Source organism: Kitasatospora sp. NPDC048365 (genome assembly GCF_043200835.1).
GTDB classification, from domain to species: Bacteria; Actinomycetota; Actinomycetes; order Streptomycetales; family Streptomycetaceae; genus Kitasatospora; species Kitasatospora terrestris.
The window spans coordinates 1-26,957 of the sequence record NZ_JBICYJ010000052.1 but is presented as its reverse complement, the minus strand read 5'-3'; the positions used below and the strand labels follow the sequence as shown (position 1 = coordinate 26,957).

Here is a 26,957-nt window from a genome sequence, read left to right as displayed (position 1 = left end):
GGGGGACGGTCCGTGGCCGACACCAGCAACCTGCTCGCCGAGCAGCGCCGGGCACTCATCCTGGACGAGGTCCGCCGGCGCGGCGGCGTCCGGGTCAACGAGCTGACCCGGCAGCTGAACGTGTCGGACATGACGATCCGCCGCGACCTGGACGCGCTCGCCCGAGCCGGCTCGGTCGAGAAGGTGCACGGCGGCGCGGTCTCGGTCGAGGCCGCCCGGACCCACGAGCCCGGCTTCGAGGCGAAGTCGGTCCTGGAGCCGTCCGCCAAGGAGGAGATCGCCCGGGCCGCCGCCGCCCTGGTCCAGCCCGGCAGCGCGATCGCCCTCTCCGGCGGCACCACCACCTTCGCCCTCGCCCACCGGCTGACGGCCGTCCCGGACCTCACCGTGGTGACCAACTCCGTCCGGGTCGCGGACGTGTTCGCCGAGGCGCAGCGCGACCGCGCGGAGGGCGGACCGGCGGCGACCGTCGTCCTCACCGGCGGCGTGCGCACCCCGTCCGACGCCCTGGTCGGCCCGGTCGCCGACCGGTCGATCCGCTCGCTCCGCTTCGACCTGCTCTTCCTCGGCACCCACGGCCTCTCCCTGGACGCGGGCCTGTCCACCCCCAACCTCGCCGAGGCCGAGACCAACCGCGCGTTCATCGGCTCCGCCCGCCGCACCGTCGTGGTCGCCGACCACACCAAGTGGGGCACCGTCGGCCTCTCCACCTTCGCCGACCTCACCGAGGTCGACACCTGGGTCACCGACACCGGCCTCCCCGACGACGCCGCCACCGCCGCCCGCGACCGCGTCCGCGAGGTCCTGCTGGCCGGCTGAGCCGGGCCCGAAAGGGTTTCTCCACCGGCGGCACGACCTGCGACGATGTCCCCACACCAGTAGGGGGACACCATGGCCGTCGAGATCGACCTGCCGCTCGCACCGGACGCCGGCGCGGACGAGCTGGCCGCCGAGCTGACCGAGGTCGGCAACGAGCGGTTCCTGCGGGCGGTGCTGCACGACCCGGTGGCACTCCACCACCGCAGTACGGACCGGCTCGTCGGCCGCCCACACACACCGACGGCACCCGAGTCCGGCGACAGCCTGCTGCTGCGCGCGCTGCACACCGCCTTCGCGGCCCACCTGCCGCTCAGCCTCTCCCCCGACCTGCTCTGGTACGCGATCGTCCACGAGGTCGCCGTCCACGTCCGTTTGAACCCGGACGCCTACGCCGGGCTGTTCGGCGCGACGCCCGGCGGGAAGCAGACGGTCCGGGTCCACGACGACCTCGCGATGTTCGACTGGCAGCGCTCGATCCACCTGGTCCGGGAGCCGCTGTCGGCGGCCGTCGGCGCCGAGGCGGTGGAGCTGTTCCTGCCGGCCTTCTCCACCACCACGCCGAACGAGTCGGCCGCCGCCCTGGTCGCGCTGATGGACGTGGTCGGCCCGTACGTCCGGTTCGAGTGGATCACCATGTGCGGCATCCCCCGGATCCGCCTGGAGGGCACAGCCGACGACTGGGCGCTGCTCGCCTCCCGGACCCGCGAACTGGCGGGCTGGTTCGACGGGTTGCGCCCCTGGTTCGAGGGTCTGCGACCGGTGCTGGACACCATCGCGGCGACGGCGGCGGGCGCGGACGTGGACCAGGACTTCTGGCGCTCGATCTACAAGCACGAGTCGCAGTCCGGCGGGGACTTCGTGACCGGGTGGATCAACGCCTTCCTCGCCCACCGCTATCCCGGCGACGGGCCGGTCGCCAAGCGGGAGTTCGGGGCGGGCCGGGTGAGCGAGAGCGAGTTCCCCTCGCACGTCTCCCGGGTGCCGTTCGAGTGGCACTTCCCCGGCCTCACCCTGGAGATGGCATTCCTCGGCGGCGTGCTGGGCATCGAGCGGGACGGCGAGTGGCTTCGCCCCCGGCTCGGCCAGGCCGTGGCGGAGCTGCTGCCCCGCACCGGCCCGCTCGACCCCCGCCTGCCGGAGCGCTGGCAGCTGGCGGACATCCGCCGGGTCACCGGGCAGCCCGGGGCGCGGATCGTCGACACGGTCACCCGGATCCGGCACGAGGGCGGGTGGGCCGAGGCGACCGTGGCGATCGGGGCGGACCAGGGGCTGCTGGTGCTCGGAACGGCCGACGGCCGCTGGCACGTCGGCGAGCCGGGCACCGAACCGGGGGTCGTGCACGCCCTGTGGTCCGAGGCCGACCTGCCCGCCGCCCTGAGCTGGCTCTGACGTCCGGCCGACGGGGACTCTCAGTCGAGGGTGGCCGCGCCCGCCAGGAACGCCAGCATCAGCTCCCGGTACGGCTCGACGTCGATGGCCTGCTCGGCCAGCCACTCGTCGGAGTAGTACTTGTCGAGGTAGCGGTCGCCGGGGTCGCAGATCAGGCCGACCACGCTGCCGGTGCGGCCCTCGGCGCGCATCTCGGCGATGATCCGCAGCGCGCTCCACAGCCCGGTGCCGGTGGAGGCGCCGGCCTTCTTGCCGAGCAGCTGCTCCAGCACCCGGATCGCGGCGATCGAGGCGGCGTCCGGGACCTTCATCATCCGGTCGATCGCGCCGGGCACGAAGCTGGGCTCCATCCGGGGCCGGCCGATGCCCTCGATCCGGGAGCCGGTGGCGCAGGTGGCGTCGGGGTCGTGCTTGACCCAGCCGTCGAAGAAGCAGGAGTTCTCCGGGTCGGCGACGCAGATCCGGGTGTCGTGCTGCATGTAGTGCACGTACCGGGCGATGGTGGCGGAGGTGCCGCCGGTGCCGGCGGTGGCGACGATCCAGGCCGGCTCGGGGTGGGGTTCCAGGCGCAGCTGGGCGAAGATCGACTCGGCGATGTTGTTGTTGCCGCGCCAGTCGGTGGCCCGCTCGGCGTAGGTGAACTGGTCCATGTAGTGCCCGCCGGTCTCGGCGGCGAGCCGGGCGGCGACCTCGTAGACCTCGCAGGGGTTGTCGACCAGGTGACATCGGCCGCCGTGGAACTCGATCAGTTCGATCTTGGCGCGGCTGGTGGTGCGGGCCATCACCGCGATGAAGGGGACGCCGATCAGGCCGGCGAAGTACGCCTCCGAGACGGCGGTGGAGCCGCTGGACGCCTCGATCACCGGCCGGTCGGGGCGGATCCAGCCGTTGCACAGCCCGTACAGGAAGAGCGAGCGGGCCAGCCGGTGCTTGAGGCTGCCCGTCGGGTGGGTCGACTCGTCCTTGAGGTAGAGGTCGATGCCCCACTCGGCGGGCAGCGGGAATCTCAGCAGGTGGGTGTCGGCGGACCGGTTGTTGTCGGCCTGCACCCGGCGGACGGCCTCCTTCAGCCACGCCCGGTACTCGGCATCGGTACGGTCCACGTCCAGAGTGGGGCTGGCCATCGCGCGCTCTCCTCGGTTGCCGGTCTCGTCCCCACCCAGTGTAACAGTCGATTACGATAAGTGACCGTTACGGCGGTTCCAGCTTCCGCTTATCGCCCACCTGTTCGCCTCGCGCCCCCGGAGCCCCTCCGGCTACTGCGGGACGGCCACCGCCTCGCCCGACACCCGCACCCGCCGGTCCTCCGCGAGCAGCTCCACGCCCAGCACGCCCGGCCGCCCCATGTCCTGCCCCTGGTGGAGGGTGAGCCGCGCCGCCTCCAGGCCCTCCAGCTCCCGCAGGTACGCGCCGAACGCGGCGGCCGCCGCACCCGTCGCCGGGTCCTCCACCACGCCACCGACCGGGAACGGGTCCCGCACGTCGAACTCGGTGGCGGAGCGGCGGAAGACCAGCTGCAGCGTGGTCAGGTCGAGGCGCAGCATCAGCGCCGTCAGCCCCTCGAAGTCGTACGCCAGGTCGGCCAGCCGCTCCCGGGTCGCCGCCGCGAGCACCAGGTGGCGCGCCCCCGCGTAGGCGATCCGGGGCGGCAGCGAGCCGTCCAGCTCGGAGCGGCTCCAGCCGAGCGCCGCCAGCGCCTCCGCCAGGTCCTCCTCCGCCACCGGCTCCACCGCCGGCGCCACGCTGGTGAGCGTCGCGCGCAGCACCCCGCCCCCACCCTCGGCGACCTCGACCGGCACCGGGCCCGCCTTGGTCTCGAACAGCAGCTCGCCCGGGCCGATCCGCTCCGCCAGCGCCACCGCCGCCGCGACCGTCGCGTGACCGCAGAACGGCACCTCCGCCTTGGGGCTGAAGTACTGCACCGCGTAGGTGCGCGGCTGCACCGGCGAGCGGGTCAGGAACGCCGTCTCCGAGTAGCCCAGTTCGGCGGCGATCGCCAACTGCCGTGCGTCGTCCAGCCCGGACGCGTCCAGCACCACGCCGGCCGGGTTGCCGCCCGCCGGATCCGCCGTGAACGCCGAGTACCGCAGCACCTCGGGTGCAGAAGAGTTCGTCATGCCCGGTCAACGATCACCGGCCCACCGTGATTCCGACTGTTAACGCAACATCGCCGAGCGGCCATCGGAGCGAGACCCGCCTGCAAAACCATCGTCATATCGGCCGTGCATCCTTTCAGTCAGAGGAAACCTCCCGGAAGGAGCACAGGAAATGAGTGACATGACCGGCCTGGTGGCCGCCTTCGCCGAACTCTGGACCCCGCAGGACACCGGATCCGGAGCCCCCGCCCGCGTCAGCGGCCACGAGGCCGACCGCCTCGCCGCGATGCCCCGACCCGCCGCCCGCACCCCCCGCACCGACCGACCGCTGCTCCCGCTCCGCCGCCGCCCCGGCCTGCGCCGCGCCCACGCCTAGGCCGTCGCTCTCGGATCACGCCGGGCGGCGGGTGGCGCCGGGGCCGGAGATCGGGAATGCTCGCACGCATGGTTTCGGTGGTGCAGAACGTCGCGATCGACTGTGCGGACGCCTACGGGCTGGCCCGCTTCTGGAGCGAGGTGACCGGCCGTCCGCACCATCCGACGGACCGTCCGGGCGACCCGGAGGCCCAGGTGATGCTGGCGGAGGGCCCGATCCTGCACTTCAACCAGGTGCCCGAGCCGAAGACCGTCAAGAACCGGCTCCACCTGTGCCTGCGCCCGGAGACCAGCCGCGAGGAAGAGGTCGAACGGCTGCTCGGCATCGGCGCGACCCTCGTCGCCGACCGCCGCAACCCCGACGGCTCGGGCTGGGCGGTCCTCGCCGACCCCGAGGGCAACGAGTTCTGCGTGCTGCGCAGCGAGTCCGACCGGGCCGCGGCGGGCGCCGCCGGCTCGTAGCGGCCGGCCGCCGCGCCACGCGGGGGAACCTGGTCGACCGGCCCGGCACCGGCTGACATCCTCGGTGCCATGGGTACCTTCGAGGAGCTGGTGGCGGAGGGCGAGGCCGTCCCCACCGAGGGCTGGGACTTCACCTGGTTCACCGGCCGCGCCACCGAGCAGCGGCCGTCCTGGGGCTACGCCGGGCTGCTGGCCGACCGGATGGCCGACGCCACCGCCGCGCTCGACCTGCAGACCGGCGGCGGCGAGGTGCTGGCCGCGGTGCCCGTCGCCCCGCCGGTCCTCGCCGCGACCGAGGCGTGGCCGCCGAACCTCGCCATCGCGCGCGCCAATCTCGCCGGGTTCGGCGCCACCGTGGCCGAGGCGGAGGTCACCGACGACCTCCCGTTCCCCGACGGCGCGTTCGACCTGGTGGTCAGCCGGCACCCGGTGGCGACCCGCTGGGGCGAGGTCCACCGGGTGCTGCGCCCCGGCGGCCGGTACCTGTCCCAGCAGGTCGGCTCCGGCTCGGTCCGCGAGCTGACCGAGTTCATGATGGGCCCCTCCCCCGCGCCGCTGCACCCCGTCGTGCCACCGCCGACCACCACGTACGCGGGTTCCCTGCCGATCGACGCCGTCACGGCCGCCGAACTGGCCGGCCTCACCGTGGTGGACGTGCGCCAGGAGGCGCTGCGGATGGAGTTCCACGACCTCGCGGCGGTGGTGCACTTCCTGCGCAAGGTGATCTGGATCGTCCCCGGCTTCACCGTCGACGCCTACCGCGAGCGCCTCGCCACCCTGCACGCCTTCATGGAGCGCCACGGCCCGTTCGTCGCCCACTCCCAGCGCTACCTGGTCGAGGCCGTCCGCCGGACGCCGGCCGCGTAGGCCCGGCCGGATGCGGCCACGCTCGGGTCCACACGAACGACCTCACTGTGAACGTACACACCACAAGTTCCCCGGATTCAGGCGGATAACAGTGGCTGATGAGGCATTGACAGGTGACATCCCGGTTTCCGTACTGTGAACGTGCACAGTCGCTGTCCGGCCACCTGGCCCTGCGTCCGTTCCGGGAGGACCCTTGCACCGCCGTCTCGTTCTCGCCGCCGCCACCGCGCTCGCCGGCGCCCTGGTCCTGACCTCCTGCGCGAGCGCGGACGGCACCGGGTCCGCCGCGAAGGGCCCGGTGGAGCTGGTCTTCTGGACCTGGACCCCCAACATGGAGAAGGTCGCCGAGCTCTGGAACGAGGCCCATCCGGACGTCCACGTCACGGTGGAGAAGCAGGTCTCCGGCGGCATCATGGTCCCCAAGCTGGTCAACGCGGTCGACATCGGCATCGCCCCCGACCTGGTGCAGGTGGAGTACCAGGTGCTGCCCACCCTGGTCGCCAAGGACGTCCTGGTGGACATCGCCCCGCAGGTCGGCGGTGTCAAGGACCGCTTCGCGCCCGGCATCTGGCAGCAGGTCACGGTCGGCGCCTCCGCGTACGCCGTTCCGCAGGACACCGCGCCGCTCGCGCTCTACTACCGGCACGACCTGTTCAAGCAGTACGGCCTCAAGGTGCCCACCACCTGGGACGAGTTCGCCGACACCGCGCGCGAGCTGCGGCGCCGGGCCCCGGGCCGGGCGCTGACCACCTTCTCGGCCAACGACCCCGGCCTGTTCGCCGGACTCGCCCAGCAGGCGGGCGCCACCTGGTGGCGCAGCGCGGACGGGGGCAAGTGGAAGGTCGCCGTCGACGACGACGCCACCCGCCGGGTCGCCGGGTTCTGGGGCGGCCTGGTCCGCGAGGGCGCGATCGACAACCAGCCGATGTACACCGAGGCGTGGAGCAGGGCGCTCACCGACGGCAGCCAGCTCGCCTGGGTGTCCGCCGTCTGGGCGCCCGGCGCGCTCACCGCCAACGCGCCCGCCACCAAGGGCAAGTGGGCGATCGCGCCGCTGCCGCAGTGGAAGGCCGGCGAGTCCGTCACCGGCAGCTGGGGCGGCTCGGGCACGGGTGTGACCGTGGGTGCCCGCAAGGACGGCCACGTCGCGGCCGCCACCCGCTTCGCCGCCTGGCTGAACACCGACCCGGCGGCGGTCGCCGCCCTGGTGCGGGAGGGCGGCGTCTACCCGGCGGCGACGGCCGCCCAGACCGGCGACGCCCTCGCCGCCGCGCCCGAGTTCTTCGCCAACCAGCCCGACTTCTACGCCCGTGCCGCCGAGATCGCCCGCAACACCGCGCCGTCCTCCTGGGGCCCGGACGTCGACGTCGCGTACGCCGCCTTCAAGGACGCCTTCGGCCGCGCCGCGCAGTCCCGTTCCGACTTCGCGCCCGCCCTGGCCGCCGTGCAGCGCTCGACGCTGAGCGCCCTGGCCGCCGACGGACTCGGCGCCGCCGGTTGACCCGACTGTCCGCCCACTGTGCCAGGCCGGCCGGATGAGATCGCGTACCGGTGGCATGTGGTGGGGCACGACCGTCGAGGCGCCGGACCCGGGTCTGCCGGCCCGGTTCTACGCCGAGTTGCTCGGCTGGCACCTCGGGCACGAGGAGCCGGGGACGGCGGTCGTCGCCGCCTCGCCGCAGGGCCCGTTCCTGGTCTTCCAGCAGGCGGACGGCTACCGCCCGCCGGTGTGGCCGCCGGCGGACGGGGAGCAGCGTCCGATGATGCACTTCGACTTCCAGGTCGGCGACCTGGAGTCGGCGGTCGCCGACGCGGTCGGACTCGGCGCCACCGTGGCCGGGTTCCAGCCGCAGCCGAACGTCCGGGTGCTCTTCGACCCGGCGGGCCACCCGTTCTGCCTCTGCCTCGACGAGTAGCGGGGAGTCGGGAGGGGGAGCGGGGAGCCGGCCGGGCGTCAGGCGGCGGTGACGGCCTGCGGGTCGGCGAGGTAGGGCTGCCAGGCGAGTTCGGCGGCGCCGACCAGGCCGGCGTGGCGGACCTGGGCGGGGACGATCGGGACGCGGCCGCTGCGCCCCCACAGGCAGCGGTCGGCGACCACGGCGGCGAGGCGTTCGGGCGCGGCGGCGAGCAGGTCGAGGTGCAGGCCGCTGAGCACGATCCGGTCGGGGTTGAGGATGTTGACCAGCCCGGCGAGGCCGAGGCCGAGCCGGTCGACGACGTGTTCGACGGCGGCGCGGGCCTGCGGGGTGTCGGCGGCGGCGAGTTCGCGGGCCTGGCCGAAGAGCGGCAGGGCCGGGTCGGGTGTGCGGCCGGCGGCGGCGAACAGCGCGTCGGGGTCGGTCTCGGAGTTGAGGCAGCCCCGGTTGCCGCACGGGCAGAGCCGTCCCTGCGGGTCGACGGTGACGTGGCCGACCTCCAGGGCGAGGCCGGCGCTGCCGGTGTGCAGGCGGCCGTCGATGACCAGGGCGCCGCCGACGCCGCGGTGGCCGGAGGTGACCAGGAGCAGGTGCCGGGAGTCGCGTCCGGCGCCGTGCCGGTGTTCGGCGAGGGCGGCGAGGTTGGCGTCGTTGGCGACGGCGCTGGGGAGTTCGGTGCGGGCGCGCGGCCCGTGGTCGGCGCGCCGGACCTCGGCGGCGAACAGGTCGGCGACCGGGGTGCCGCTGGGCCAGCCGAAGTGCAGGGCGGCGAGGGCGGTGCCGTCGGGTTCGGTGACCGGGTTCGGCAGGGCGAGTCCGATGCCGAGGCAGCGCCGGCGGGCGTCGCGGGCGAGGGCCGCGCCGGTCTCGGCGACGGCGCGCAGCAGCCGGACGGGGTCGGTGGCGGCGGGCAGCGGCAGGTGGACGGGCGCGATGAGCTGCCCGCCGAGTCCGGCGAGCGAGGCGCTGATGCCGTCGGCGTGGATCTGGGCGGCGATCACCACGGGGCCGTCCTCGGCGACGGCGAGGCGGTGCGAGGGGCGGCCGCGGCCGCTGCCGGCGGGCCGGGAGTCGACGGTGATCAGCCCGAGGGCCTCGAGTTCGGCGGTGACGGCGCCGGCGGTGGCCCGGGTGACGTCGAGGGCGCCGGTGAGCGCGGACCGGGTGGGCGCCTGGCCGGTGTGGACCAGCTGGAGCGCCGGTCCGAGCAGCGAGCGGCCCCGGTCGAGCGCCGGGCGGCGCGGCGCCTCGGCGCGGAGCGGCGCGGCTTCGCGGCGCATCGGGCTTGAAGGTGAGTGCGGCACTCCCCTATTCTGCTTTTGTGCCGCTACTAAACAAAACACGCGCCCACTCCACCACGCCCACCGACCCCCGCCCTCACCCGTCCGGCCGTACCGCCCGTACCGCCGGATGGACGGCGGCACGCACCGCCCTCACCGCCTTCTTCGCCGTCGACGGCTTCCTGTTCGCCGCCTGGGTGGTCCGGATCCCGGACGTCCGCGCCCAGGTCGCCGCCTCGCACAGCGCGCTCGGCCTGGCCCTGCTGTGCATCTCGGCCGGCGCCGTCGCCACCATGGCCCCGATCGGCCGGCTGTGCGTCCGGTACGGCTCGCGCCGGGTCACCGTCGCCTCGCTCGCCCTGCTCTCGCTCGCCGTGCCGCTGCCCGCGCACACCCACTCGGTCGCGGCGCTCGGCGCCGTCCTGCTGCTCTTCGGTGCGGGCTACGGCGCCGCGAACGTCGCGATGAACTCCGCGGCGGTCGACCTGGTCGCCCAGCTCCGCCGGCCCGTGATGCCCAGCTTCCACGCCGGGTACAGCCTCGGCGGCCTGCTCGGCGCCGCCGTAGGCGGCCTGCTGGCCGGCCGGATCACCGCCACCTGGGCGCTCGCCCTGGCGGGCACGCTCGGCCTGGCCGTCACCGCCGTCGCCGGGTGGGCCCTGCTCCGCGCCCCCTCCGCCACGCCCGCCACTGCCACGGCCGCCGCCGCGCGGACCGCACCGGCCGCCGCACCCGCAGCCGCGCCGCGCGGCGCCCGGCTGCTGGTCGTCCTGCTCGGCCTGACCGCGCTGTTCACCGCGTACGGCGAGGGCGCGCTCGCCGACTGGGCCACCCTGCACCTGACCGACGACGTCCACGCCTCCGCCGGACTCGCGGCCGCCGGCTACGCGGCCTTCGCCTTCGCGATGACCACCGGACGGGTCGGCGGCACCTGGCTGACCGTCCGGCTCGGCCAGACCCGGGTGATGCTGTTCGGCGGCCTGGCGGCCGGGGCGGGCATGCTGCTGGCGGCGTTCGCGCCGTCGGTGTGGGTCGCGCTCGGCGGATTCGTCCTGGTCGGCCTCGGCCTGGCGAACGTCTTCCCGCTCGCCATCGCCCAGGCCGGCGCCCTCGGCGGCCCGCGCGGCGTGGCCACCGCCTCCACCCTCGGCTACGCGGGCATGCTGATCGGACCGCCGGTGATCGGCTTCCTCGCCGACGCCACCAGCCTCCCGTTCGCCCTCACCACCGTCGCCGGCAGCGCCGTCCTGTCCGGTCTGCTCGCCCTGGTCGTCCGCCGCCGCGCCTGAGCGCGGGAGGCCGTCCGCGGCCTCCCGCGCCACTCGCGGAGTTGATAGGCAAGTCATTGCTTGCCTATGGTGGGGATGTGGCGGACGATGTCTTCAAGGCCCTGGCCGACCCCACCCGGCGACTCATCCTCGACGAACTCGCCGAACGGGACGGCCAGTCGCTGTTCGAGATCTGCGCACGGCTGGCGACCAAGCACGGCCTCGGCCTGTCGCGGCAGGCGATCAGCCAGCACCTCGCCGTCCTGGAGGCCGCCGACCTGGTCCGGACCCGGCGCGACGGCCGCTACAAGTTCCACGACCTCAACACCGAACCGCTTGAGCGCATCCTCACCCGGTGGCTCAGGCCCGACGCACCGGAGGGCACCCCGTGAAGATCAACCTGGCCAGCGTCTTCGTCGACGACCAGGACAAGGCCCTGCGCTTCTACACCGAGGTGCTCGGCTTCGTGAAGAAGACCGAGGTCCCGCTCGGCCCCGAGCACCGCTGGCTCACCGTGGTCTCCCCCGAGGACCCCGACGGCACCGAGCTGGTCCTCGAACCCGACGCCCACCCGGTGGTGAAGCCGTACCAGAACGGCCTGGTCGCCGACGGCATCCCGCACACCTCCTTCGCCGTGGACGACGTCCGGGCCGAGTACGAGCGGATGCAGGCCCTCGGCGTCCGCTTCACCCAGGCCCCCGTCGACCTCGGCCCGGTGATCACCGCGATCCTCGACGACACCTGCGGCAACCTGATCCAGATCGCCCAGTACAAGTAGCCCCCGATGACCCTCACCCTGCTCCGCGCGGCCGACCGGCCCGCCACCGCCTGGCTCAACGGCGGCGGCACCACCCGCGAGATCGCCGGCCACCCCGCCGACGCCGGCCTCGCCGACTTCGCATGGCGGGCCAGCCTCGCCGACGTCGCCCGGGGCGGACCGTTCTCCCGCTTCCCGGACGTCGACCGGGTGCTCACCGTCGTCGACGGCGAGGGCATGCTCCTCACCGTCGACGGCACCGAGCACCACGCCGCGCCCCACCGGCCGTTCGCCTTCCCCGGCGACGCCGACACCCGGTGCCGCCTCCCCCACGGGCCGGTCGTCGCCTTCAACGTGATGACCCGCCGCGGCCGCGCCCGCGCCACCGTCGACCTCGCCCGGACGACCCGCCCGGTCGACGTACCCGCCGACGCGGACGTCCTGCTGGTCTGCCTCACCGGCACCGCGACCGTCGGCGACACCCGGCTCGACCGCTACGACGCCGCCCTGCTCCCCCCGACGAGCCGTCACCCGCTCGCCGTCGACGGCACCACCGCCGTCGTCACCCTGCACACCCGCTGACCTCAGCCGCGCGGCGAGCTGTCCCACCGCCACTCGGTCCGCCGCGCCAGGCCCGGCAGCTCACCGCGGCCGGTCGCCCACAGCAGCGACGCCCACGGGTCGCCGCCCACCAGCACGTCCGGGAACAGCCGGTGCAGCACCCGCGCGCAGATCTCCGCCGGCGCCCGCCACTCCAGACCCAGGCCGCGCGCCAGGTCCTCCGCGTGCACGAACAGCTCCACCAGCCCCATCGCCGCCGAACCCTCGGCGTCCGCCGTCCCGAAGATGTGGAACGCCCGCGCCGACGGCGCCGCCGTCCGCACCATCGCCACGTGCAACGCCCCGCACGACTCCACCACCTGCACCAGGCCCTCCGGCCCGGCCTCCCGCTCCGCGAAGATCACGTTCGCCGGCTTGCCCGGCCCGTGCCGCTGCCACACGAACGGCACATGACTCACCGCCGGCGGCGACTGCGGCCCCAACTGCGCCCCGTACGAGAACAGATCGTCCGCCAGGTGCTCCGCCGTCTCCCAACAGCTCCACTCCACCGCCCCGGCCGGCCGCCCCCAGTCCCCCGCCAACGCGGCCGGCTGCCGCAGCAACCCGACCACCAACCGCACCCCTTCGGCGAGGTCGTCCGCCGTCACCGGACCGATCTTCACATCATCGAACATGCCGTCAGCCTAGACGCCGCCCCTCCGGCCGTCCCGCGTGGTGGGAGGCCCAGCGGGCGGCCGACGTCGGCTCAGTCGGCGTACGGGATCAGCCGCGAGGTGTCCAGCAGGATGTCGAACGGCGCGGGAACGGCGATCGCCGCACCGAAGTCGACGGTGGTCCGGGTGTGGTACCGGTCCCCGTCCAACCCGGTCATCAGGGTCACCTGACGGTCCCGGGGGTCGACGATCAGATAGGTCAGGTCCGGGTTGCGCATCTTGACCACCGCCGGCAACGGCGCGGCCCGCAGAACGACCACCTCGCCGGAGATCTCCACCTTGTAGCCGGGAGGAAAGGCGGCCTGCGCCCGCCGCGCATCCTCCAGCAGACGGCTGTGGCGTTCGAACGGCCGCATGGCGGGCTTCATGGGTTCCGTACCTTTCGGGAGGCCCGTGCCATCCATTGTCCCGGCCTGTGCCGCATGGACAGTCCGTTCGACCCGGGCGTGGTCGCCGGGGGTGGTGGCGGGGAGGTGGGCGATTTCGGGGACGATGGGTGCGGCGGTCGGTGAGTGGGCGAGAGGTGGGTGTCGGGTGCGGGTGCTGGTGAGTGGGGCGTTCGGGTTCGTGGGGCGGGCGGTGGTGCGGCGGCTGGCGGCGGACGGGCACGAGGTGTGGGCGCTGGCGCGGCGGGCGGAGGTCCCGGAGGGGTTGCCGGTGGGGCGGGTGGTGGTGGGGGACGTGCGGGACGCGGCGGTGTGGCGGGTGGCGGCGGCGGAGGTCGACGCGGTGTGCCATCTGGCGGCGCTGACCCGGGGGCGGGAGTCGGTGGAGCGTCCGCAGTCGCACTGGGAGGTGAACCTGGGCGGCATGGAGGCGCTGCTCGCGGCGCTGCCGGCGGACCGGCGGCCGCGGGTGGTGTTCGGTTCGACGGCGGCGGTGTACGGCGCTCCGGAGCGGCAGCCGATCGGTGAGGACACTCCGCCGGCGCCGGGCAATCCGTACGGGGAGTCGAAGCTCGCGGCGGAGCGCCTGCTGCTCGCGGACGCGGCGGTGGACGGGGTCGTGCTGCGCTGCTTCAACGCGGCGGGCACGGGGGACGTCGACGAGGCCCGGATCATTCCGAAGGCGCTGGCGGTGGCGGCGGGCCGCCATCCGCGGCTGGAGCTGAACGGCGACGGCAGCGTGGTGCGCGATTTCGTGCACGTGGACGACATGGCGGCGGCGTACGCGCTGGCGCTGGCGGCGCCGCGGGGCCGGGTCTACAACGTGGGGGCGACGCCGGCGAGCGTGCGGGAGATCGTGGCGGCGGCGGAGCGGGTGACGGGGCGTCGGATCCCGGTGGTGCACCGTCCGGCGGTGGCGGAGGCGCCGCGGCTGGTGGCGGACACCTCGCTGATCCGCCGTGAGCTGGGTTGGCGGCCGGTCCGCTCGGACCTGGACACCATGATCGGCGACGCCTGGGCCTCCGCCGCCGGCTGACGGGTCCGGGCCGTCGTCCGAACCGCCGTCCGAACCGTCAGCGCCGTCAGTTCCCGGCGGTCTCGCCGGGCAGCCGCAGGTCCCATCCGACGAGGGCCCGCAGCTGTTCGGCGGTGACGCCTTCCGGTATGGGCCGCGGTGCCTCGTGCCGGATGGGCGGCTGCCAGCCGTCCTCGGGGTTCCAGCTGCGGACGACCTTGGCGGGGGCGCCGGCGACGACGGCGTGGTCGGGGACCTCGCCGGTGACGACGGAGTTGGCGGCGACGACGACGTTGCGGCCGAGCCGGGCGCCGGGGAGGATCACGGCGCCGGTGCCGATCCAGGAGCCGGCGCCGATCTCGACGGGTTCGTTGCGCGGCCACTGCTTGCCGATCGGCAGGCCGGTGTCGCGGTACTCGTGGGCCTGGTCGGTGATGTACACGTTGGGTCCGGTCCACACGTCGTCGCCGAGGACGATCGACTGGTGGCCGACGATGTGGCTGCCGCGGCCGATGACGCAGCCGCCGCCGATCCGGACGAGCGGTTCGGGGCCGAGGTCGAGGCCGGGCAGGAAGCCGGCGGAGATGGTGACGCGCTCGCCGATGATGGAGAACGGGCCGATGGTGACCCACTGCTCGTTGAAGACGGTGCCGAGCGGGAAGGCGAGTTTGGTGCCGTCGCCGAGTTCCCGGAAGCGGTAGGGGCCGGGGTTGCGGTTGCTGACCGCGCCGACGTCCTGGACGAGGGTCCAGCCGCGGTGCACGGCCCGCCCGGCGAGCCGGCGGGCCCGGTCGCGGACGGCGGCGGTGAGCCTGGAGCGGAGCGGCGTACGGACGAGCGGCATGCGCTCACCGTATCGGCGCGGGCCGGGTCGCAGGCCGGATGGGGAGCAACATCACACCGCGCGCGCGGCGCGGACGGCAGAATCGGCGTGTGGAGATCTCCGAGCACATCGACGCCCTGCGCCGCGACGGCGCCCTGCTGGCCGAGGCCGCGGCCGCCACCGACCTGGACGCACCGGTCCCGACCTGCCCGGACTGGCGGCTGGCGGACCTGCTCCGGCACACCGGGCGGGTGCACCGGTGGGCGACCGCGTACGTCACGGACGGCCTCCGGGTGCCGCTGGACGACGCCGGGCAGCAGCGGGCGTGGGGTCCGGACCCGGACGACGCCGGGCTGGTGGAGTGGTTCCGCACCGGCCACTCGGGGCTGGTGGCGGCCCTGGAGAAGGCCCCGGCGGACCTGGACTGCTGGAGCTTCCTGCCGGCGCCGTCGCCGCTGGCGTTCTGGGCGCGGCGGCAGGCGCACGAGACGGCGGTCCACCGGGTGGACGCCGAGTTCGCGGCAGGGTTGGAGCCGTCCGCGACGGGCCCGGCGTTCGCGGAGGACGGGATCGCCGAGCTGCTGACCCGGTTCCTGGTCCGGCCGAAGACCCCGCTGCGCAGTGAGCGGCCGCGCACGCTGCTGGTGCGGACGACGGACCGTCCGGCGTCCTGGCTGGTGACGGTGAGCCAGGAGCCGGTGGTGACGCAGGAGCTGCCGGACGGCGCTCCGGCCGCCGACTGCGTGGTCAGCGGCCGGGCGCACGAGCTGTACCTGCTGCTGTGGAACCGGCTGCCGCTGGAGCGGGTGACGGCCGAGGGCGACCGCTCGCTGTTCGAGCTGTGGCGCGGCTCGGCGCGGATCCGCTGGAGCTGACCCCTGCCCCGGAAACTCCGGACAGGTCCTACTGGGCCCAGGGGGCGGGCTTGCGCTCCAGGAAGGCGCGCATGCCCTGCTGGGCCTCGTCCGAGCCGAACAGTCGGGCGGACAGGGCGACGAGCTCCTCGGCGCCCTGCTCGAAGGAGGCGACGACGGCCGCGTTGGCGAGCCGCTTGGACTCGGCGAGGCCCTGCGGGGAGCCGAGCCGGACGGCGTCCAGCAGGGTCTTGAGGGCGGCGGCAGGGTCGTCGGCGGCCTCGGTGATCAGGCCGATCCGGGCGGCCTCGGCGGCGTCGAAGGTCTCGCCGGTCAGGTAGTAGCGGCTGGCGGCGCGCGGGTCGAGCTTGGGGCGCAGCGGCAGCGAGATGACGGCGGGCGCGAGGCCGAGCCGGACCTCGGTGAAGGCGAAGGTGGACTGCGGTCCGGCGACGGCGAGGTCGCAGGCGCCGAGCAGGCCGAGGCCGCCGGCCCGGACGTGGCCGTCGACCAGGGCGATCACGGGCTTGGGGCAGTCGACGACGGCGCGCTGGATGTCGACCAGTCCGCGCGGCCCGACCGTCGGGTCGTTGCCGGTGGCCTCGGAGAGGTCGGCGCCCGCGCAGAAGACCTTGCCGGTGTGGCCGAGGACGACGGCCCGCACCGCCGGGTCGGCGGCCGCGTCCGCGAGGCCCTGCGCCAGTTCGGCCATCAGCCGGGTGGAGAGGGCGTTGCGGTTGTGCGGGGAGTCGAGCTCCAGCGTGGCGACGGCGTCGGCGGTGGTGATGCGGACGAGGGGTGCTTCGCGGGTCATCGCGGGGGGCCTGCTTTCCGGCTGAGGGTGGGTCGGACGGCTGAGGGGAACCCTTGCACGTCAGGGCCCCGACAATCCAGACCGTCCGACGAAAACCCGTGGTGGCGCCGCCGGCCCGCGACGCGAGGGCCGTACCGCCCGGGCCGCGGCGCAGCGCCGCGGCGCGAGGGCCGCCGGGTCAGGCCGCGGCCGCCGCGCGGCGGGCCCGGCGGACGGCGGGGCCCATCGCGAGGCCGGCCGCCGCGAACAGCGCGGCCAGCAGGGCCCAGCCGAGCAGCCCGTGGGTGATCACCGCCGAGGTGACCAGGACCGGGCCGAGCATGAACGCCGCGGACTGCCCGGTGTTGAACACGCCCTGGTACACGCCGTGCTTGCCCTCCTCGGCGAGGTCGTAGCTGAGCGCCCAGCCGCCGGCCTGGCTGAGCACCTCGCCGAGCGCCTGGAGCGCGATGCCGCCGGCGAGCAGCAGGACGGCCGCCCAGGCGGGGACGCCGGCCGCCAGGCCGAGCAGCAGGCAGGCGCCGGCCACCAGCAGTCCGCCGCGGCCGACGGCGCGGGCGGCCCGGGCGGGTTCCTCGGTGCCGCGGGTGGCGCGGACCTGGAGCATGATCACCAGTGCGGTGTTGACCAGCATCGACCCGGCGACCATGACGCGGGGCGCGTCGGTGTCCCGGACGATCCACAGCGGCACCCCGACCTCGATCATCGCGAACTGCAGGCAGAGCAGGCCGTTGAGGGCGGTGACGGCGAGGAACGGCAGGTTGCGCAGCGCGGGGTTGCGGCCGCCGGCCTGCTCGCGGGCGGCGGTGCCGGCCGCGCGGGGGGTGCCGGGCACGGTCACCGCGTACAGCACGGCGACCGCTGCGAAGGAGAGCGCGTCGGCGAGCAGTGCGGCCTGGTAGGCGGCGCGGGTGTCGGCCTGCAGGACGAGTGCGGCGAGCAGGGTGCCGACCGAGATGCCGACGTTGGTGACCGAGCGCAGGTAGGCGCGGCCCTCGACGCGCTGCTCGGGCGGCAGGACCTCGGCGTACAGCGCGCCGCGGGCCGTGCCGCCGCAGCGGTCGACCACGGTGACCAGGCAGGCCAGCACGGCGAGGGCGGGCAGGCTGTGCACCAGGGTGTAGCAGGCGGTCCCGGCGGCCAGCAGCACGTTGAGGACGATCAGCATCGGCTTGGGTCCGAAGCGGTCGGAGGCCCGCCCGGCGGGGATGCCGGCGAGCACGCCGCAGCCGCCGGCGACGGTCAGCACGACGCCGACCTCGCCGACGCCGAAGCCGAGCACGCGGGTGAAGTACAGCACGCCGAGGGTCATCGACAGGCCGCTGCCGACGGTGTTGACCATGGTGAGCGCGGCGAGCCGGCGGAGCACGGGGTCGCGGTGCAGCAGGCGGTCGCGGAGCCTTCGGCCGGTGGGCGGGGCGGGGTCGGCAAGGGTGGTGGCGGTCATGGGCCGATCAGACCGCGTACGCTCCACCGCGTGGTACTGATTTAGGCCTGGGCTGACGAATGGGGGGTGGAATGCACCGTTTCCGCCTGGGGTTGGGCGATCTGGCGGCGGCGACCTTCGCGTGTTCGCCGTTGCACGAGACGGTGCTGGGTCTGCGGATGTGGACGCATCCGGGGGTGTACGTGCACCAGACCCGGGCGTTCGAGCGGATCCGGCCGGAGTTCGAGCGCTGCGACACCGCGATGCTGCTGGCCCTGGTGGCCGGGAACCGCTTCGTGCCGGACTTCCTGACGCCGCGTCCGCTCTCCCCGTTCCCGGACTTCGCGACCGAGCTGGCGGCCGTCCGCGCCTTCGACCCGGCGCTGCTGCGCGCGGAGCTGGAGCTGACCCACCTGCCGCACGGGCGGGAGCTGCCGCCGCCGCTGGCCCGGGGGCTGGCCGATCCGGCGGCCCTGCTGGCCCGGATCGCCGACGCCCTGGAGGAGTACTTCGAGCGCTGCCTGGCACCGGAGTGGTGGCCGCGCGCCCGGTCGGTGCTGCACGCCGACCTGGTGCACCGCTCCCGGATCCTGGCCGAGCGCGGCGCCTCCGCACTGCTCTCCGACCTGGATCGCCGGCTGTTCTGGGAGGACGGGATCCTGACGCTGCGCCACGACTCCTGGGACGACGACGCGGACATCCTGATCGACGGGCGCGGCCTGGTGTTCGTCCCGACCTGCTTCGCCCGCGGCGCGTGCAGCTCGATCGACCCGCGCCGGCTGCCGATGATCAGCTACCCGGCGCGCGGTCTGGCGACCCTGGCCGGGGCGGTCGAGCCGCCGCCGACCCCGCGCGCCCTGGAGCAGCTGATCGGCGCGCCCAAGGCCCGGCTGCTGGCCCTGCTGGCGGAGCCGACCGCGACGGTGGAGCTGGCCCGCCGGCTGGGCGTCACCCCGGGGGCGGTCAGCCAGCACCTGGCGGTGCTCGCCGCGGCCCGGCTGGTCACCCGCGCCCGGCACGGCCGGGTGGTGCTGTACGCCCGCAGCCCGCTCGCCGACCAGCTGCTGCAGTGACCACGGAAGCGGTCGCGGACTGATCGTCAACTTCCGCGTGGTCCAGACCTGTTGACGCGCCGGCGCGGGCGCCCCTACCCTCCAATTGGCTCCCGGCACCCCTGTACGGATCCCCCACACCAGACAGGGAGTACCGATGCACGTCCGGTTCCGTCACCGCGTCCGAGCACGCCTGCTCGCCCTGCTCGGCGCACTCGCCCTGCCGATCGCCCTGCTCGCCGCCACGCCCGCGCACGCCGCGGGCCGGCTCACCGCCACCTTCACCACGGCCGACAACGGCTCCTGGTGGAAGGGCACCTACGTGGTGCGCAACGACAACGCCGCCGCCGTCACGGGGTGGACGATCGAGTTCGACCTGCCCGCCGGCGTCACCGTCGGCAGCAGCTACAACGGGCAGGCCACGGTCAGCGGCCGGCACGTGACCGCCACCAACGCGTACTACAACGGCACCGTGCAGCCCCACGCGACCACCGAGCCGTACAGCTTCTGGTTCGTCGCCACCGGCCCGATCTCCACGCCGACCAACTGCCGGATCAACGGCGACAAGTGCGACGGCACGCCGGACGTGCCGCCGACCGCGCCCGGCACCCCGACGGTGGTCGACACCACCGCCCACTCGATCGCGCTGAGCTGGACCGCGGCCGGCGCCGGGGACAACCCGGTCGCCTCCTACGAGGTGCTGAACGGCTCGACCGTGCTCGGCACCTCGACGACCACCTCGACGGTCCTCACCGGCCTCGCCCCGGCGACCTCGTACACGCTGAGCGTGCGCGCCAAGGACAGCCGCGGCAACACCGGCCCGGCGGGCGGCGCGGTGACCGCCCGGACCGTCGACCCGGCGACCGACACCGTCCCGCCGACCACCCCGGGCAACTTCCGCTCCACCGGGGTGACCAGCACCAGCGTCTCGCTCGCCTGGAACGCCGCCACCGACAACCAGCGGGTCGCCACCTACGAGGTCTACCAGGGCACCACCACCCTGCTGAAGACCGTCACCGGCACCTCGGCCACCATCGACCAGCTCTCCCCGGCCACCACGTACACCTTCACCGTGCGGGCCCGGGACGCCGCCGACAACGGCTCCGCGCTCTCCCCGCCGGTCACCGTCACCACCGGCGACCTGGCCGGGCCGGGCAAGTACACCCGGGTCGGCTACTTCGTGCAGTGGGGCATCTACGGGCGCCAGTACTTCGTGAAGAACCTCGACACCTCGGGCAGCGCCGCCAAGCTCGACGTGATCAACTACGCCTTCGAGAACATCGACCCGGTCAACCTGACCTGCCTGGCCGGCGTCACCAAGGGCACCACCGCCAACCCGCAGGACCCCGACCAGGGCACCGGCGCGGGCGACGCGGACGCCGACTACTCCCGCCCGTTCAGCGCCGCCCAGTCCGTGGACGGGGTCGCCGACGACGGCTGGGCGCCGCTGCGCGGCAACCTCAACCAGCTGAAGAAGCTCAAGGCGAAGTACCCGAACCTCAAGGTCGTGGTCTCGCTCGGCGGTTGGACCTACTCCAAGTACTTCTCGGACGCCGCCGCCACCGACGCCTCCCGCAAGAAGCTGGTCTCCTCCTGCATCGACATCTGGATCAAGGGCAACCTGCCGCTCTACAACGGCGCCGGCGGGCCCGGCACGGCCGCGGGCATCTTCGACGGCATCGACCTCGACTGGGAGTGGCCCGGCTCCCCCGACGGCCACGCCGGCAACCACTGGAACGCCGCCGACAAGGACAACCTGACCAAGCTGCTCGCCGAGTTCCGCACCCAGCTGGACGCCCTCGGCGGCTCGCACAAGCTGCTCACCGCCTTCACCCCGGCCGACCCCGCCAAGATCGCCCAGGGCTGGGACCTCTCGAAGATCTTCCAGTACCTGGACATCGCCAACGTGCAGGGCTACGACTTCCACGGCGCGGGCAGCGACAACTCCTGGGAGCCGAACCGGGCCGGCCACCAGGCCAACCTCTACGCCGACACCCAGGACCCGTACAACTTCCACTTCTCGGTGGACGCCGCGGTCCAGGCCTACCTCGGCGCCGGGGTCAACCCGCGCAAGCTCACCATCGGCTTCCCGTTCTACGGGCGCGGCTGGCAGGGCGTCACCGACGGTGGCGTGCACGGCGAGTGGCAGGCCGCGACCGGCGCGGCGCCCGGCCAGTTCGCCGAGGAGGCCGGGACGCGCGGCTACAACAACCTGATCACGAGCGTCCCGAACCTGACCGTCTACCACGACACCCAGTCGGTCTCCACCTACGCCTACACCGGCGCCGGCGGCCAGTGGTGGACCTTCGACGACACCTGGTCGATCGGCCAGAAGACCGCCTGGCTGAAGTCGAAGAACCTGCTGGGCGCGATGATCTGGGAGATGTCCGGCGACACCCCGTCCGGCACCCTGATCAACGCCCTGGACACCGGCCTCAAGTAGGCCCCGCCGCGGGCTACCGGCCGGCCACCGCCGCCAGGCGCCTGGCCGCCCGGTAGTCCCGGATGATCTGCGCGAACGTGGTGTGGCCCTGCGTGGTCCGGGCGAACGCCCGCCACGCCGGGTCCACCAGGCACACCGCCGCGTGGAACAGGTGCGGCCGCTTCTCGAACGCGCCCAGCATCAGCTTGCCCGCGCGCATCTCCACGCCCAGGCCCGCCTTGATCGCGAACGCGTAGTTCAGCGCCTGCCGGCGCACGTCCGCCGCGCCGCCCGCCTCCGCGACCCTCACCGCCCACTCGCCGGCCAGCCGGCCCGAGCGCAGCGCGTACGAGATGCCCTCGCGGGTCCACGGCTCCAGCAGGCCCGCCGCGTCACCGGCCACCAGCACCCGGCCGCGCGACAGCGGCGAGTCCTCCGCCCGGCAGCGCGTCAGGTGCCCGGACTCCACCAGCGGCGTGAAGCCGGACAGGCCCAGGCGCCGGATGTAGTCCTGCAGGTACTTCTTGGTCGCCTCGCCGTCGCCGCGCGCCGAGATCACCCCGACCGTCAGCGTCCCGGACTCCGTCTTCGGGAACACCCAGCCGTAACTGCCCGGCAGCGGGCCCCAGTCCAGGTGGATGGTGCCCGCCCAGTGCCGCACCACCGACTCCGGCACCGGGATCTCCGCCTCCAGACCGAGGTCGATCTGGTCGAAGGTCACCCCCACGTGCCGGCCGATCCGGCTCGCCGAACCGTCCGCACCGACCACCGCGCGCGCCTCGATCCGCCGGCCGTCCGCCGTGGTCACCACGACCGTGCGGGTGTCGCCGCCCTGCTGCTCCACGCCGCTCACCGTCACACCGGTCGCCAGCACGGCGCCGGCCTGCTCGGCGGACTGCACCAGGCGCAGGTCGAACTCGTCCCGGTTGACCAGCCCGAACAGCATCCGCTTCGAGCGCCGGGTCCGGGAGAACCGGCCGTTCAGCGCGAACGTCACGTTGTGGATCCGGTCCTGCAGCGGGAGCTTGAAGTCCTCCGGCAGGGTGTCCCGGGACGGGCCGATGATGCCGCCGCCGCAGGTCTTGTACCGGGGGTGCTCGGCCTTGTCGAGCAGCAGGACCCGCCGGCCCTGCCGGGCGGCGGCGTACGCGGCCGAGGAACCGGCCGGGCCGGCCCCCACCACGACCACGTCCCAGACGCCGTCGAGCAGGTCCGACCCGTCGTTCTCGCTGGAGCCGAGCGGATCGCGGTCGAGGGAGCTACCGGAGTCAGTCACCCTCGCATCCTAGTCAACCCGCCCCCGCCCACCGCCACACACATGGCCGATCGGCCCCCGGCCGACCGACCGGTGCCCGTCTTCCGGCCCGCGCCGACCGCCTAGGATCCGGACGTACCCGTTCGAAACCCTTTCGGAGTCCTGATGACCCACCAGCAGCTGGCCGACGCCGTCCGATCGCTGATGCCGCGCGCCAAGAGCGACCTCGCGGAACTGGTCGCCTTCCCGTCCGTCGCCGACCCCCGGGTGTTCCCCGTCGAGGAGTGCCGCAAGGCCGCCCGGTGGGTCGCCGACGCCTTCGCCGCCGAGGGCCTGACCGGCGTGCGGCTCCTGGACACCCCCGACGGCAGCCAGGCCGTCTACGCCGAACTCCCCGGCCCCGAGGGCGCGCCGACCGTCCTGCTGTACTCCCACTACGACGTCCAGCCGCCGCTGGAGGAGTCCGCCTGGGACAGCCCCGCCTTCGAACTGACGGAACGTGACGGCCGCTGGTACGGGCGCGGCGCCGCCGACTGCAAGGGCAACATCCTGATGCACCTCACCGCCCTGCGGGCGCTGCGCGAGGTGGACGGCGGCCTCCCGGTCGGCCTCAAGGTCGTCGTCGAGGGCTCCGAGGAGCAGGGCACCGGCGGCCTGGAGCGCTACGCCGAGGCGCACCCCGACCTGCTCGCCGCCGACGCCATCGTGATCGGCGACACCGGCAACGTCGCCCTCGGCGTCCCCAGCGTCACCGCGACCCTGCGCGGCATGACCGTCGTCGAGGTCTCGATCGCGACCCTGGCCGGCAACCTGCACTCCGGCGCCTTCGGCGGCGCCGCCCCGGACGCCCTGCAGGCGATGATCCAGGTGCTGGCCGGCCTGCACGACCGCAACGGCGACGTCGCCGTCACCGGTCTCGCCGCCGACCAGGTCTGGGACGGCCACCAGTACGACGAGCAGCAGTTCCGCTCCGACGCCGAGGTGCTGGACGGCGTCGCCCTCACCGGTACCGGCACGGTCTCCGACCGGCTCTGCGCCCGCCCGTCCGTGACCGTGCTCGGCATCGACGCCCCCGGCGTGATCGGCGCCTCCAACTCCGTCCAGGCGAGCGCCAAGGCCCTGGTCAGCCTGCGGGTCCCGCCGGGCACCGACCTCAAGGCCGCCCAGCACGCCCTGATCAGCCACCTGGAGGCGGCCGTCCCGTGGGGCGCGCACGCCGAGGTCAGGCTGGTCTCCGGCGGCGAGTCCTTCCGCGCCGAGCTCACCGGCCCCGCCTACGAGGCGATGGGCGCGGCGATGCTCGCGGCCTTCGGCAAGCCGATGACCGCGACCGGCGAGGGCGGCTCGATCCCGCTCTGCAACACCCTGCGGACCCTCTACCCCGCGGCGGAGATCATCCTGATCGGCGTCGAGGAGCCCACCGCGCGGATCCACGCCGTCAACGAGAGCGTCGACCCGGTGGAGCTGGAGCTGATGGCCCTCACCGAGGCGATCTTCCTGCGCACCTACGCCTCCTACCGCGGCTGACCGCGGCCCCGGGCGGGGTCGCCCCCGCCCGGGCGCCCGTCACCCGCGCCCCGCGGGCACCCCCGCCTCCAGGTAGCGCAGTTCGCCCAGCTCCCTGGCCCCCAGCGCCGCGGCCAGCCGCCGGAACCGTCCGGGCGGCAGCAGCGTGGCCGCCTCGTCCAGGGTGACGAACCGCCAGCCGCGCAGCTCGTCCGCGGGCAGCCGCAGCCGCCCGACCGCCCCGGAGCCGAGCCGCCCGCCGTCGTACACCAGCCGCAGGCCGCCCCGGCCGGGCCCGGTGCCCGGCTCCCAGTCGACCGTCAGCAGCCGCAGCGAGCCCGGCTCCAGGTAGAGGCCCAGCTCCTCCGCGGCCTCCCGCACCGCCGCGTCGGTGGGCGCCTCGCCGCGTTCCACCACCCCGCCCGGGAACTCCCAGAACGGCTTGTACACCGGGTCGACCAGCAGCACCCGGTCCCGCTCGTCGAAGAGCAGCACCGCCGCCGCGACGGTGTCGCCCAGCCCGTCGTGGCTGCGCACGATCGGGCACCGGGCCCGGCCCTCGCTCAGCAGCTCCGCGATCCGCTGCGCGGTCTGACGCGGTGTCGCGCCGTCGACGTCCAGCAGTTGCGCGTCCCGGACGAGCCACCGCCGGGCCGCCCGGTAGTCGGCCAGGTGCTCGGCCCCGCGCTCCTGCAGGATCGTTTCAGCAGCGTCCAGCACGAAGTGGTGCACCGCCAGGCCGCGGGACGCCAGCGATCCGAAGATCTCGTCCCGGTGGTCCTCGCGCAGCAGCGTCATCGGCACCACCAGCGGCCCCGGCACCTCCCCGAGCAGCGCGGCCGCCACCTCGGGCACCAGCCGCCGCCACGCCGCCACGTCCCGCACGTCCGCGGCCGGCTCCAGCCGGTCGGCCGGCAGCAGCCGACGCAGCCCGGCCCCGACCAGTTCGGGATCGAAGAGCAGGCTCCCGGGCAGCAGTTCCACCAGCTCACGGCAGGCTCTGGTCTTGCCCGTCCCGAATGCCCCGTTGACCCAGACGATCACAGCTTCCCCTGCCCTCGGCTCGCCCCGACGGCACTCCCGCCGGGCGGCTGAGGCCGTACCCGGCCCCCACGCCACCGGAGGTGGTACCCGCGGCGGGCCGGTCCCCATACCTGCGGCCGTGCCGGGCGGCCGCCGGACCGTCGCCCGTCGGCCGCCCGGCACATGCCACCGGCCAAAGCCCCGCCGCCCGGGTCACCCCAGGTCGAGCAGCTGCTTCTTCAGCACCTTGCCCATCGCGTTGCGCGGCAGCTCGGGGACCAGCACCACCCGGCGCGGCCGCTTGTGCACCGAGAGCCGCTCGGCCACGAACGCGGTCAGCTCCTCGCCGCTCACCGGCCCGTCCGGGATCACGTACGCCACCACGGTCTGCCCGAGGTCCGCGTCGGGCGCGCCGACCACCGCCGCGTCGGCCACCGCCGGGTGGTCGCGCAGCGCGGCCTCCACCTCGCCGGCGCCGATCCGGTAGCCGCCGCTCTTGATCAGGTCCACCGAGGCCCGGCCGACGATCCGGTGGAAGCCGTCGGCGCCGATCACCGCCACGTCGCCCGTCCGGAACCAGCCGTCGGCCGTCCAGGCCTCCGCCGAGGCCTCCGGCCGGTTCAGGTACCCGCGGAACAGCGTCGGGCCGCCGACCTGCAGCTCCCCGACCGACTCGCCGTCCGCGGGCAGCGCTCCGCCGTCCTCCCCCACCAGCCGGGTGCGCACCCCCGCCACCGGCACGCCGACGCTGCCCGGCCGGCGCTCGCCGTCCGCCCGCGTCGACACCGTGATCAGGGTCTCGGTCATCCCGTACCGCTCGATCGGGGCGTGCCCGGTGAGCGCCGCCAGCCGCTCGAACACCGGCACCGGCAGCGGCGCGCTGCCCGACACCAGCAGCCGCGCGGAGGCCAGTTCCCGCGCCGCGTCCTCGTCCGCCGCCAGCCGGGACCACACCGTCGGCACCCCGAAGTACAGGCTGCCGCGCGCGGCCGCGTACCCGCCGGGGGTCGGCCGGCCGGTGTGCACCAGGCGGCTGCCGGTGCGCAGCGCGCCCAGCACGCCGAGCACCAGGCCGTGCACGTGGAACAGCGGCAGGCCGTGCACCAGGGTGTCCTCGGCGGTCCACCGCCAGGCCTCGGCGAGCGCGTCCAGGTCGGCCGCGACCGCGCCGTACGGGATCACCGCGCCCTTCGGCGCGCCCGTCGTGCCCGAGGTGTACAGCACGAACGCGGTCGCGTCCGCGTCCGGCTCCCCCTCGGGCCGCGCCGCCCGCGCCGCCGGGTCCACCGGCAGCACCTCGATGTCCTCGGCCGTCTCCCCGACCGGCGCGGCCAGCAGCGTCGCGCCGGAGTCGCGCAGGATGTGCGCCCGCTCCTTGGGGCCGGAGTCCGGCGGCAGCGGCACCACGGGGACGCCCGCCAGCAGGCCGCCGACCACCGCGACCACCGTCTCCACCGACGGCCGGGCCAGCACCGCGAGCGCCGGCGCCCCCGCCGCCCGCCGCGCCACCACCGAGGCGGCGCCCAGCAGTTCCTCCCACGACATCCGCCGCCCGTCGACCACCAGCGCGTCGCCCCGGTCGCCGTACCCGCCCTCAAGTGCCGTCAGCAGTCCCATGCCGCCAGACTCTACGCACCGGCTCGCACCCCGCTCGGCCGCGACCCGCTCGCCCCGTATCGGGGAACGCCGGAGGGCGCGGTCCCCCTCACCGGGAACCGCGCCCTCCGCCGCTCACTGCACTGCTCAGCCCTTGCGGGCCTTGACCTCGCCCGTCAGCTGGGGGAGGACGGTGAAGAGGTCGCCGACGATGCCGTAGTCGACGAGGTCGAAGATGGGGGCTTCGGGGTCCTTGTTGACGGCGACGATGGTCTTGGAGGT

At 74.5% G+C, this 26,957-nt stretch carries 27 protein-coding genes and 1 pseudogene; 16 read left to right on the top strand and 12 right to left on the bottom strand.

The window, feature by feature from the left end; translation table 11 throughout:
• The first annotated feature begins 12 nt into the window (after positions 1 to 12).
• On the top strand, positions 13 to 819 hold the full coding sequence (locus ACGFX4_RS35350) for a DeoR/GlpR family DNA-binding transcription regulator (protein WP_393083628.1): 807 nt from the start codon (positions 13 to 15) through the stop codon (positions 817 to 819).
• A 72-nt stretch (positions 820 to 891) separates the two neighbouring features.
• The gene (locus tag ACGFX4_RS35345; RefSeq protein ID WP_393083625.1) at positions 892 to 2,208 is read left to right on the top strand and encodes a DUF4419 domain-containing protein; all 1,317 of its coding nucleotides are present in this window, start codon (positions 892 to 894) and stop codon (positions 2,206 to 2,208) included.
• Between the two features lie 20 nt (positions 2,209 to 2,228).
• Here ACGFX4_RS35345 and ACGFX4_RS35340 read toward each other — a convergent pair whose 3' ends face one another.
• Positions 2,229 to 3,332, bottom strand: coding sequence for a PLP-dependent cysteine synthase family protein (locus tag ACGFX4_RS35340; RefSeq protein WP_393083622.1), 1,104 nt, complete (start codon positions 3,330 to 3,332; stop codon positions 2,229 to 2,231).
• A 132-nt stretch (positions 3,333 to 3,464) separates the two neighbouring features.
• Positions 3,465 to 4,325 (bottom strand): PhzF family phenazine biosynthesis protein, encoded by an 861-nt coding sequence (locus ACGFX4_RS35335; protein ID WP_393083619.1) that lies wholly within the window; start codon positions 4,323 to 4,325, stop codon positions 3,465 to 3,467.
• Between the two features lie 151 nt (positions 4,326 to 4,476).
• Here ACGFX4_RS35335 and ACGFX4_RS35330 point away from each other — a divergent pair, with 151 nt between their 5' ends.
• The 5 genes from ACGFX4_RS35330 (at position 4,477) to ACGFX4_RS35310 (ending at position 7,924) form a co-directional block, all read left to right on the top strand.
• Complete coding sequence (locus tag ACGFX4_RS35330) at positions 4,477 to 4,680, top strand: hypothetical protein (protein WP_393083616.1); 204 nt, start codon at positions 4,477 to 4,479, stop codon at positions 4,678 to 4,680.
• Between the two features lie 68 nt (positions 4,681 to 4,748).
• Positions 4,749 to 5,141 (top strand): VOC family protein, encoded by a 393-nt coding sequence (locus tag ACGFX4_RS35325; protein ID WP_393083613.1) that lies wholly within the window; start codon positions 4,749 to 4,751, stop codon positions 5,139 to 5,141.
• Positions 5,142 to 5,210: 69 nt separating this feature from the next.
• Positions 5,211 to 6,008 (top strand): class I SAM-dependent methyltransferase, encoded by a 798-nt coding sequence (locus ACGFX4_RS35320; RefSeq protein ID WP_393083610.1) that lies wholly within the window; start codon positions 5,211 to 5,213, stop codon positions 6,006 to 6,008.
• A gap of 193 nt (positions 6,009 to 6,201) precedes the next feature.
• Entirely contained in the window at positions 6,202 to 7,509 is a 1,308-nt protein-coding gene (locus ACGFX4_RS35315; protein ID WP_393083607.1) for an ABC transporter substrate-binding protein, read from the top strand.
• Positions 7,510 to 7,543: 34 nt separating this feature from the next.
• Positions 7,544 to 7,924, top strand: a complete 381-nt coding sequence (locus tag ACGFX4_RS35310; protein ID WP_393083604.1) for a VOC family protein — start codon at positions 7,544 to 7,546, stop codon at positions 7,922 to 7,924.
• Positions 7,925 to 7,962: 38 nt separating this feature from the next.
• On the opposite strand, the gene ACGFX4_RS35305 is transcribed toward ACGFX4_RS35310, so the two are convergent.
• Positions 7,963 to 9,204, bottom strand: coding sequence for an ROK family protein (locus tag ACGFX4_RS35305; protein WP_393083601.1), 1,242 nt, complete (start codon positions 9,202 to 9,204; stop codon positions 7,963 to 7,965).
• Positions 9,205 to 9,245: 41 nt separating this feature from the next.
• Between ACGFX4_RS35305 and ACGFX4_RS35300 the strand changes: the two genes are divergently transcribed.
• The 4 genes from ACGFX4_RS35300 (at position 9,246) to ACGFX4_RS35285 (ending at position 11,811) form a co-directional block, all read left to right on the top strand.
• Complete coding sequence (locus tag ACGFX4_RS35300) at positions 9,246 to 10,493, top strand: MFS transporter (RefSeq protein ID WP_393083598.1); 1,248 nt, start codon at positions 9,246 to 9,248, stop codon at positions 10,491 to 10,493.
• A 77-nt stretch (positions 10,494 to 10,570) separates the two neighbouring features.
• Positions 10,571 to 10,864: an ArsR/SmtB family transcription factor gene (locus tag ACGFX4_RS35295; protein WP_393083595.1), complete on the top strand. Its 294-nt coding sequence runs from the start codon at positions 10,571 to 10,573 to the stop codon at positions 10,862 to 10,864.
• Positions 10,861 to 11,250, top strand: coding sequence for a VOC family protein (locus tag ACGFX4_RS35290; RefSeq protein WP_393083592.1), 390 nt, complete (start codon positions 10,861 to 10,863; stop codon positions 11,248 to 11,250). The genes ACGFX4_RS35295 and ACGFX4_RS35290 overlap by 4 nt, the downstream gene beginning before the upstream one ends.
• 6 nt (positions 11,251 to 11,256) lie before the next feature.
• Positions 11,257 to 11,811: a HutD family protein gene (locus ACGFX4_RS35285; RefSeq protein WP_393083589.1), complete on the top strand. Its 555-nt coding sequence runs from the start codon at positions 11,257 to 11,259 to the stop codon at positions 11,809 to 11,811.
• 2 nt (positions 11,812 to 11,813) lie between these two features.
• On the opposite strand, the gene ACGFX4_RS35280 is transcribed toward ACGFX4_RS35285, so the two are convergent.
• Positions 11,814 to 12,464: a hypothetical protein gene (locus ACGFX4_RS35280; protein ID WP_393083586.1), complete on the bottom strand. Its 651-nt coding sequence runs from the start codon at positions 12,462 to 12,464 to the stop codon at positions 11,814 to 11,816.
• 71 nt (positions 12,465 to 12,535) lie between these two features.
• On the bottom strand, positions 12,536 to 12,871 hold the full coding sequence (locus tag ACGFX4_RS35275; RefSeq protein WP_393083583.1) for a hypothetical protein: 336 nt from the start codon (positions 12,869 to 12,871) through the stop codon (positions 12,536 to 12,538).
• A gap of 166 nt (positions 12,872 to 13,037) precedes the next feature.
• On the opposite strand from ACGFX4_RS35275, the gene ACGFX4_RS35270 reads away from it, so the two are divergent.
• Positions 13,038 to 13,925 (top strand): NAD-dependent epimerase/dehydratase family protein, encoded by an 888-nt coding sequence (locus ACGFX4_RS35270; RefSeq protein ID WP_393083580.1) that lies wholly within the window; start codon positions 13,038 to 13,040, stop codon positions 13,923 to 13,925.
• Positions 13,926 to 13,971: 46 nt separating this feature from the next.
• On the opposite strand, the gene ACGFX4_RS35265 is transcribed toward ACGFX4_RS35270, so the two are convergent.
• On the bottom strand, positions 13,972 to 14,748 hold the full coding sequence (locus ACGFX4_RS35265) for an acyltransferase (protein WP_393083577.1): 777 nt from the start codon (positions 14,746 to 14,748) through the stop codon (positions 13,972 to 13,974).
• An 89-nt stretch (positions 14,749 to 14,837) separates the two neighbouring features.
• Here ACGFX4_RS35265 and ACGFX4_RS35260 point away from each other — a divergent pair, with 89 nt between their 5' ends.
• The gene (locus ACGFX4_RS35260) at positions 14,838 to 15,602 is read left to right on the top strand and encodes a maleylpyruvate isomerase family mycothiol-dependent enzyme (protein ID WP_393083574.1); all 765 of its coding nucleotides are present in this window, start codon (positions 14,838 to 14,840) and stop codon (positions 15,600 to 15,602) included.
• 28 nt (positions 15,603 to 15,630) lie between these two features.
• Here the strand turns inward: ACGFX4_RS35260 and ACGFX4_RS35255 are convergent, their stop codons facing one another.
• Positions 15,631 to 16,395 (bottom strand): enoyl-CoA hydratase family protein, encoded by a 765-nt coding sequence (locus ACGFX4_RS35255; protein ID WP_393083571.1) that lies wholly within the window; start codon positions 16,393 to 16,395, stop codon positions 15,631 to 15,633.
• A 178-nt stretch (positions 16,396 to 16,573) separates the two neighbouring features.
• Positions 16,574 to 17,842 (bottom strand): MFS transporter, encoded by a 1,269-nt coding sequence (locus ACGFX4_RS35250; protein WP_393083568.1) that lies wholly within the window; start codon positions 17,840 to 17,842, stop codon positions 16,574 to 16,576.
• A gap of 71 nt (positions 17,843 to 17,913) precedes the next feature.
• On the opposite strand from ACGFX4_RS35250, the gene ACGFX4_RS35245 reads away from it, so the two are divergent.
• Together ACGFX4_RS35245 and ACGFX4_RS35240 are read left to right on the top strand one after the other, a co-directional pair.
• Positions 17,914 to 18,894, top strand: a complete 981-nt coding sequence (locus tag ACGFX4_RS35245) for an ArsR/SmtB family transcription factor (RefSeq protein WP_393083565.1) — start codon at positions 17,914 to 17,916, stop codon at positions 18,892 to 18,894.
• Positions 18,895 to 19,030: 136 nt separating this feature from the next.
• Positions 19,031 to 21,316: a glycosyl hydrolase family 18 protein gene (locus ACGFX4_RS35240; RefSeq protein WP_393083562.1), complete on the top strand. Its 2,286-nt coding sequence runs from the start codon at positions 19,031 to 19,033 to the stop codon at positions 21,314 to 21,316.
• 13 nt (positions 21,317 to 21,329) lie between these two features.
• Here the strand turns inward: ACGFX4_RS35240 and ACGFX4_RS35235 are convergent, their stop codons facing one another.
• Positions 21,330 to 22,571, bottom strand: coding sequence for a geranylgeranyl reductase family protein (locus ACGFX4_RS35235; RefSeq protein WP_393083560.1), 1,242 nt, complete (start codon positions 22,569 to 22,571; stop codon positions 21,330 to 21,332).
• Between the two features lie 144 nt (positions 22,572 to 22,715).
• Between ACGFX4_RS35235 and ACGFX4_RS35230 the strand changes: the two genes are divergently transcribed.
• Positions 22,716 to 24,077, top strand: coding sequence for a dipeptidase (locus tag ACGFX4_RS35230; RefSeq protein ID WP_393083557.1), 1,362 nt, complete (start codon positions 22,716 to 22,718; stop codon positions 24,075 to 24,077).
• 39 nt (positions 24,078 to 24,116) lie between these two features.
• Here ACGFX4_RS35230 and ACGFX4_RS35225 read toward each other — a convergent pair whose 3' ends face one another.
• The 3 genes and pseudogenes from ACGFX4_RS35225 to ACGFX4_RS35215 form a co-directional block, all read right to left on the bottom strand.
• On the bottom strand, positions 24,117 to 25,100 hold the full coding sequence (locus ACGFX4_RS35225) for an NUDIX domain-containing protein (RefSeq protein ID WP_393083554.1): 984 nt from the start codon (positions 25,098 to 25,100) through the stop codon (positions 24,117 to 24,119).
• Between the two features lie 192 nt (positions 25,101 to 25,292).
• A complete protein-coding gene (locus ACGFX4_RS35220; RefSeq protein ID WP_393083551.1) occupies positions 25,293 to 26,696 on the bottom strand; it encodes an acyl-CoA synthetase in 1,404 nt (467 codons plus the stop codon).
• A 126-nt stretch (positions 26,697 to 26,822) separates the two neighbouring features.
• Positions 26,823 to 26,957: pseudogene (locus ACGFX4_RS35215) on the bottom strand (electron transfer flavoprotein subunit alpha/FixB family protein); the annotation flags it as partial.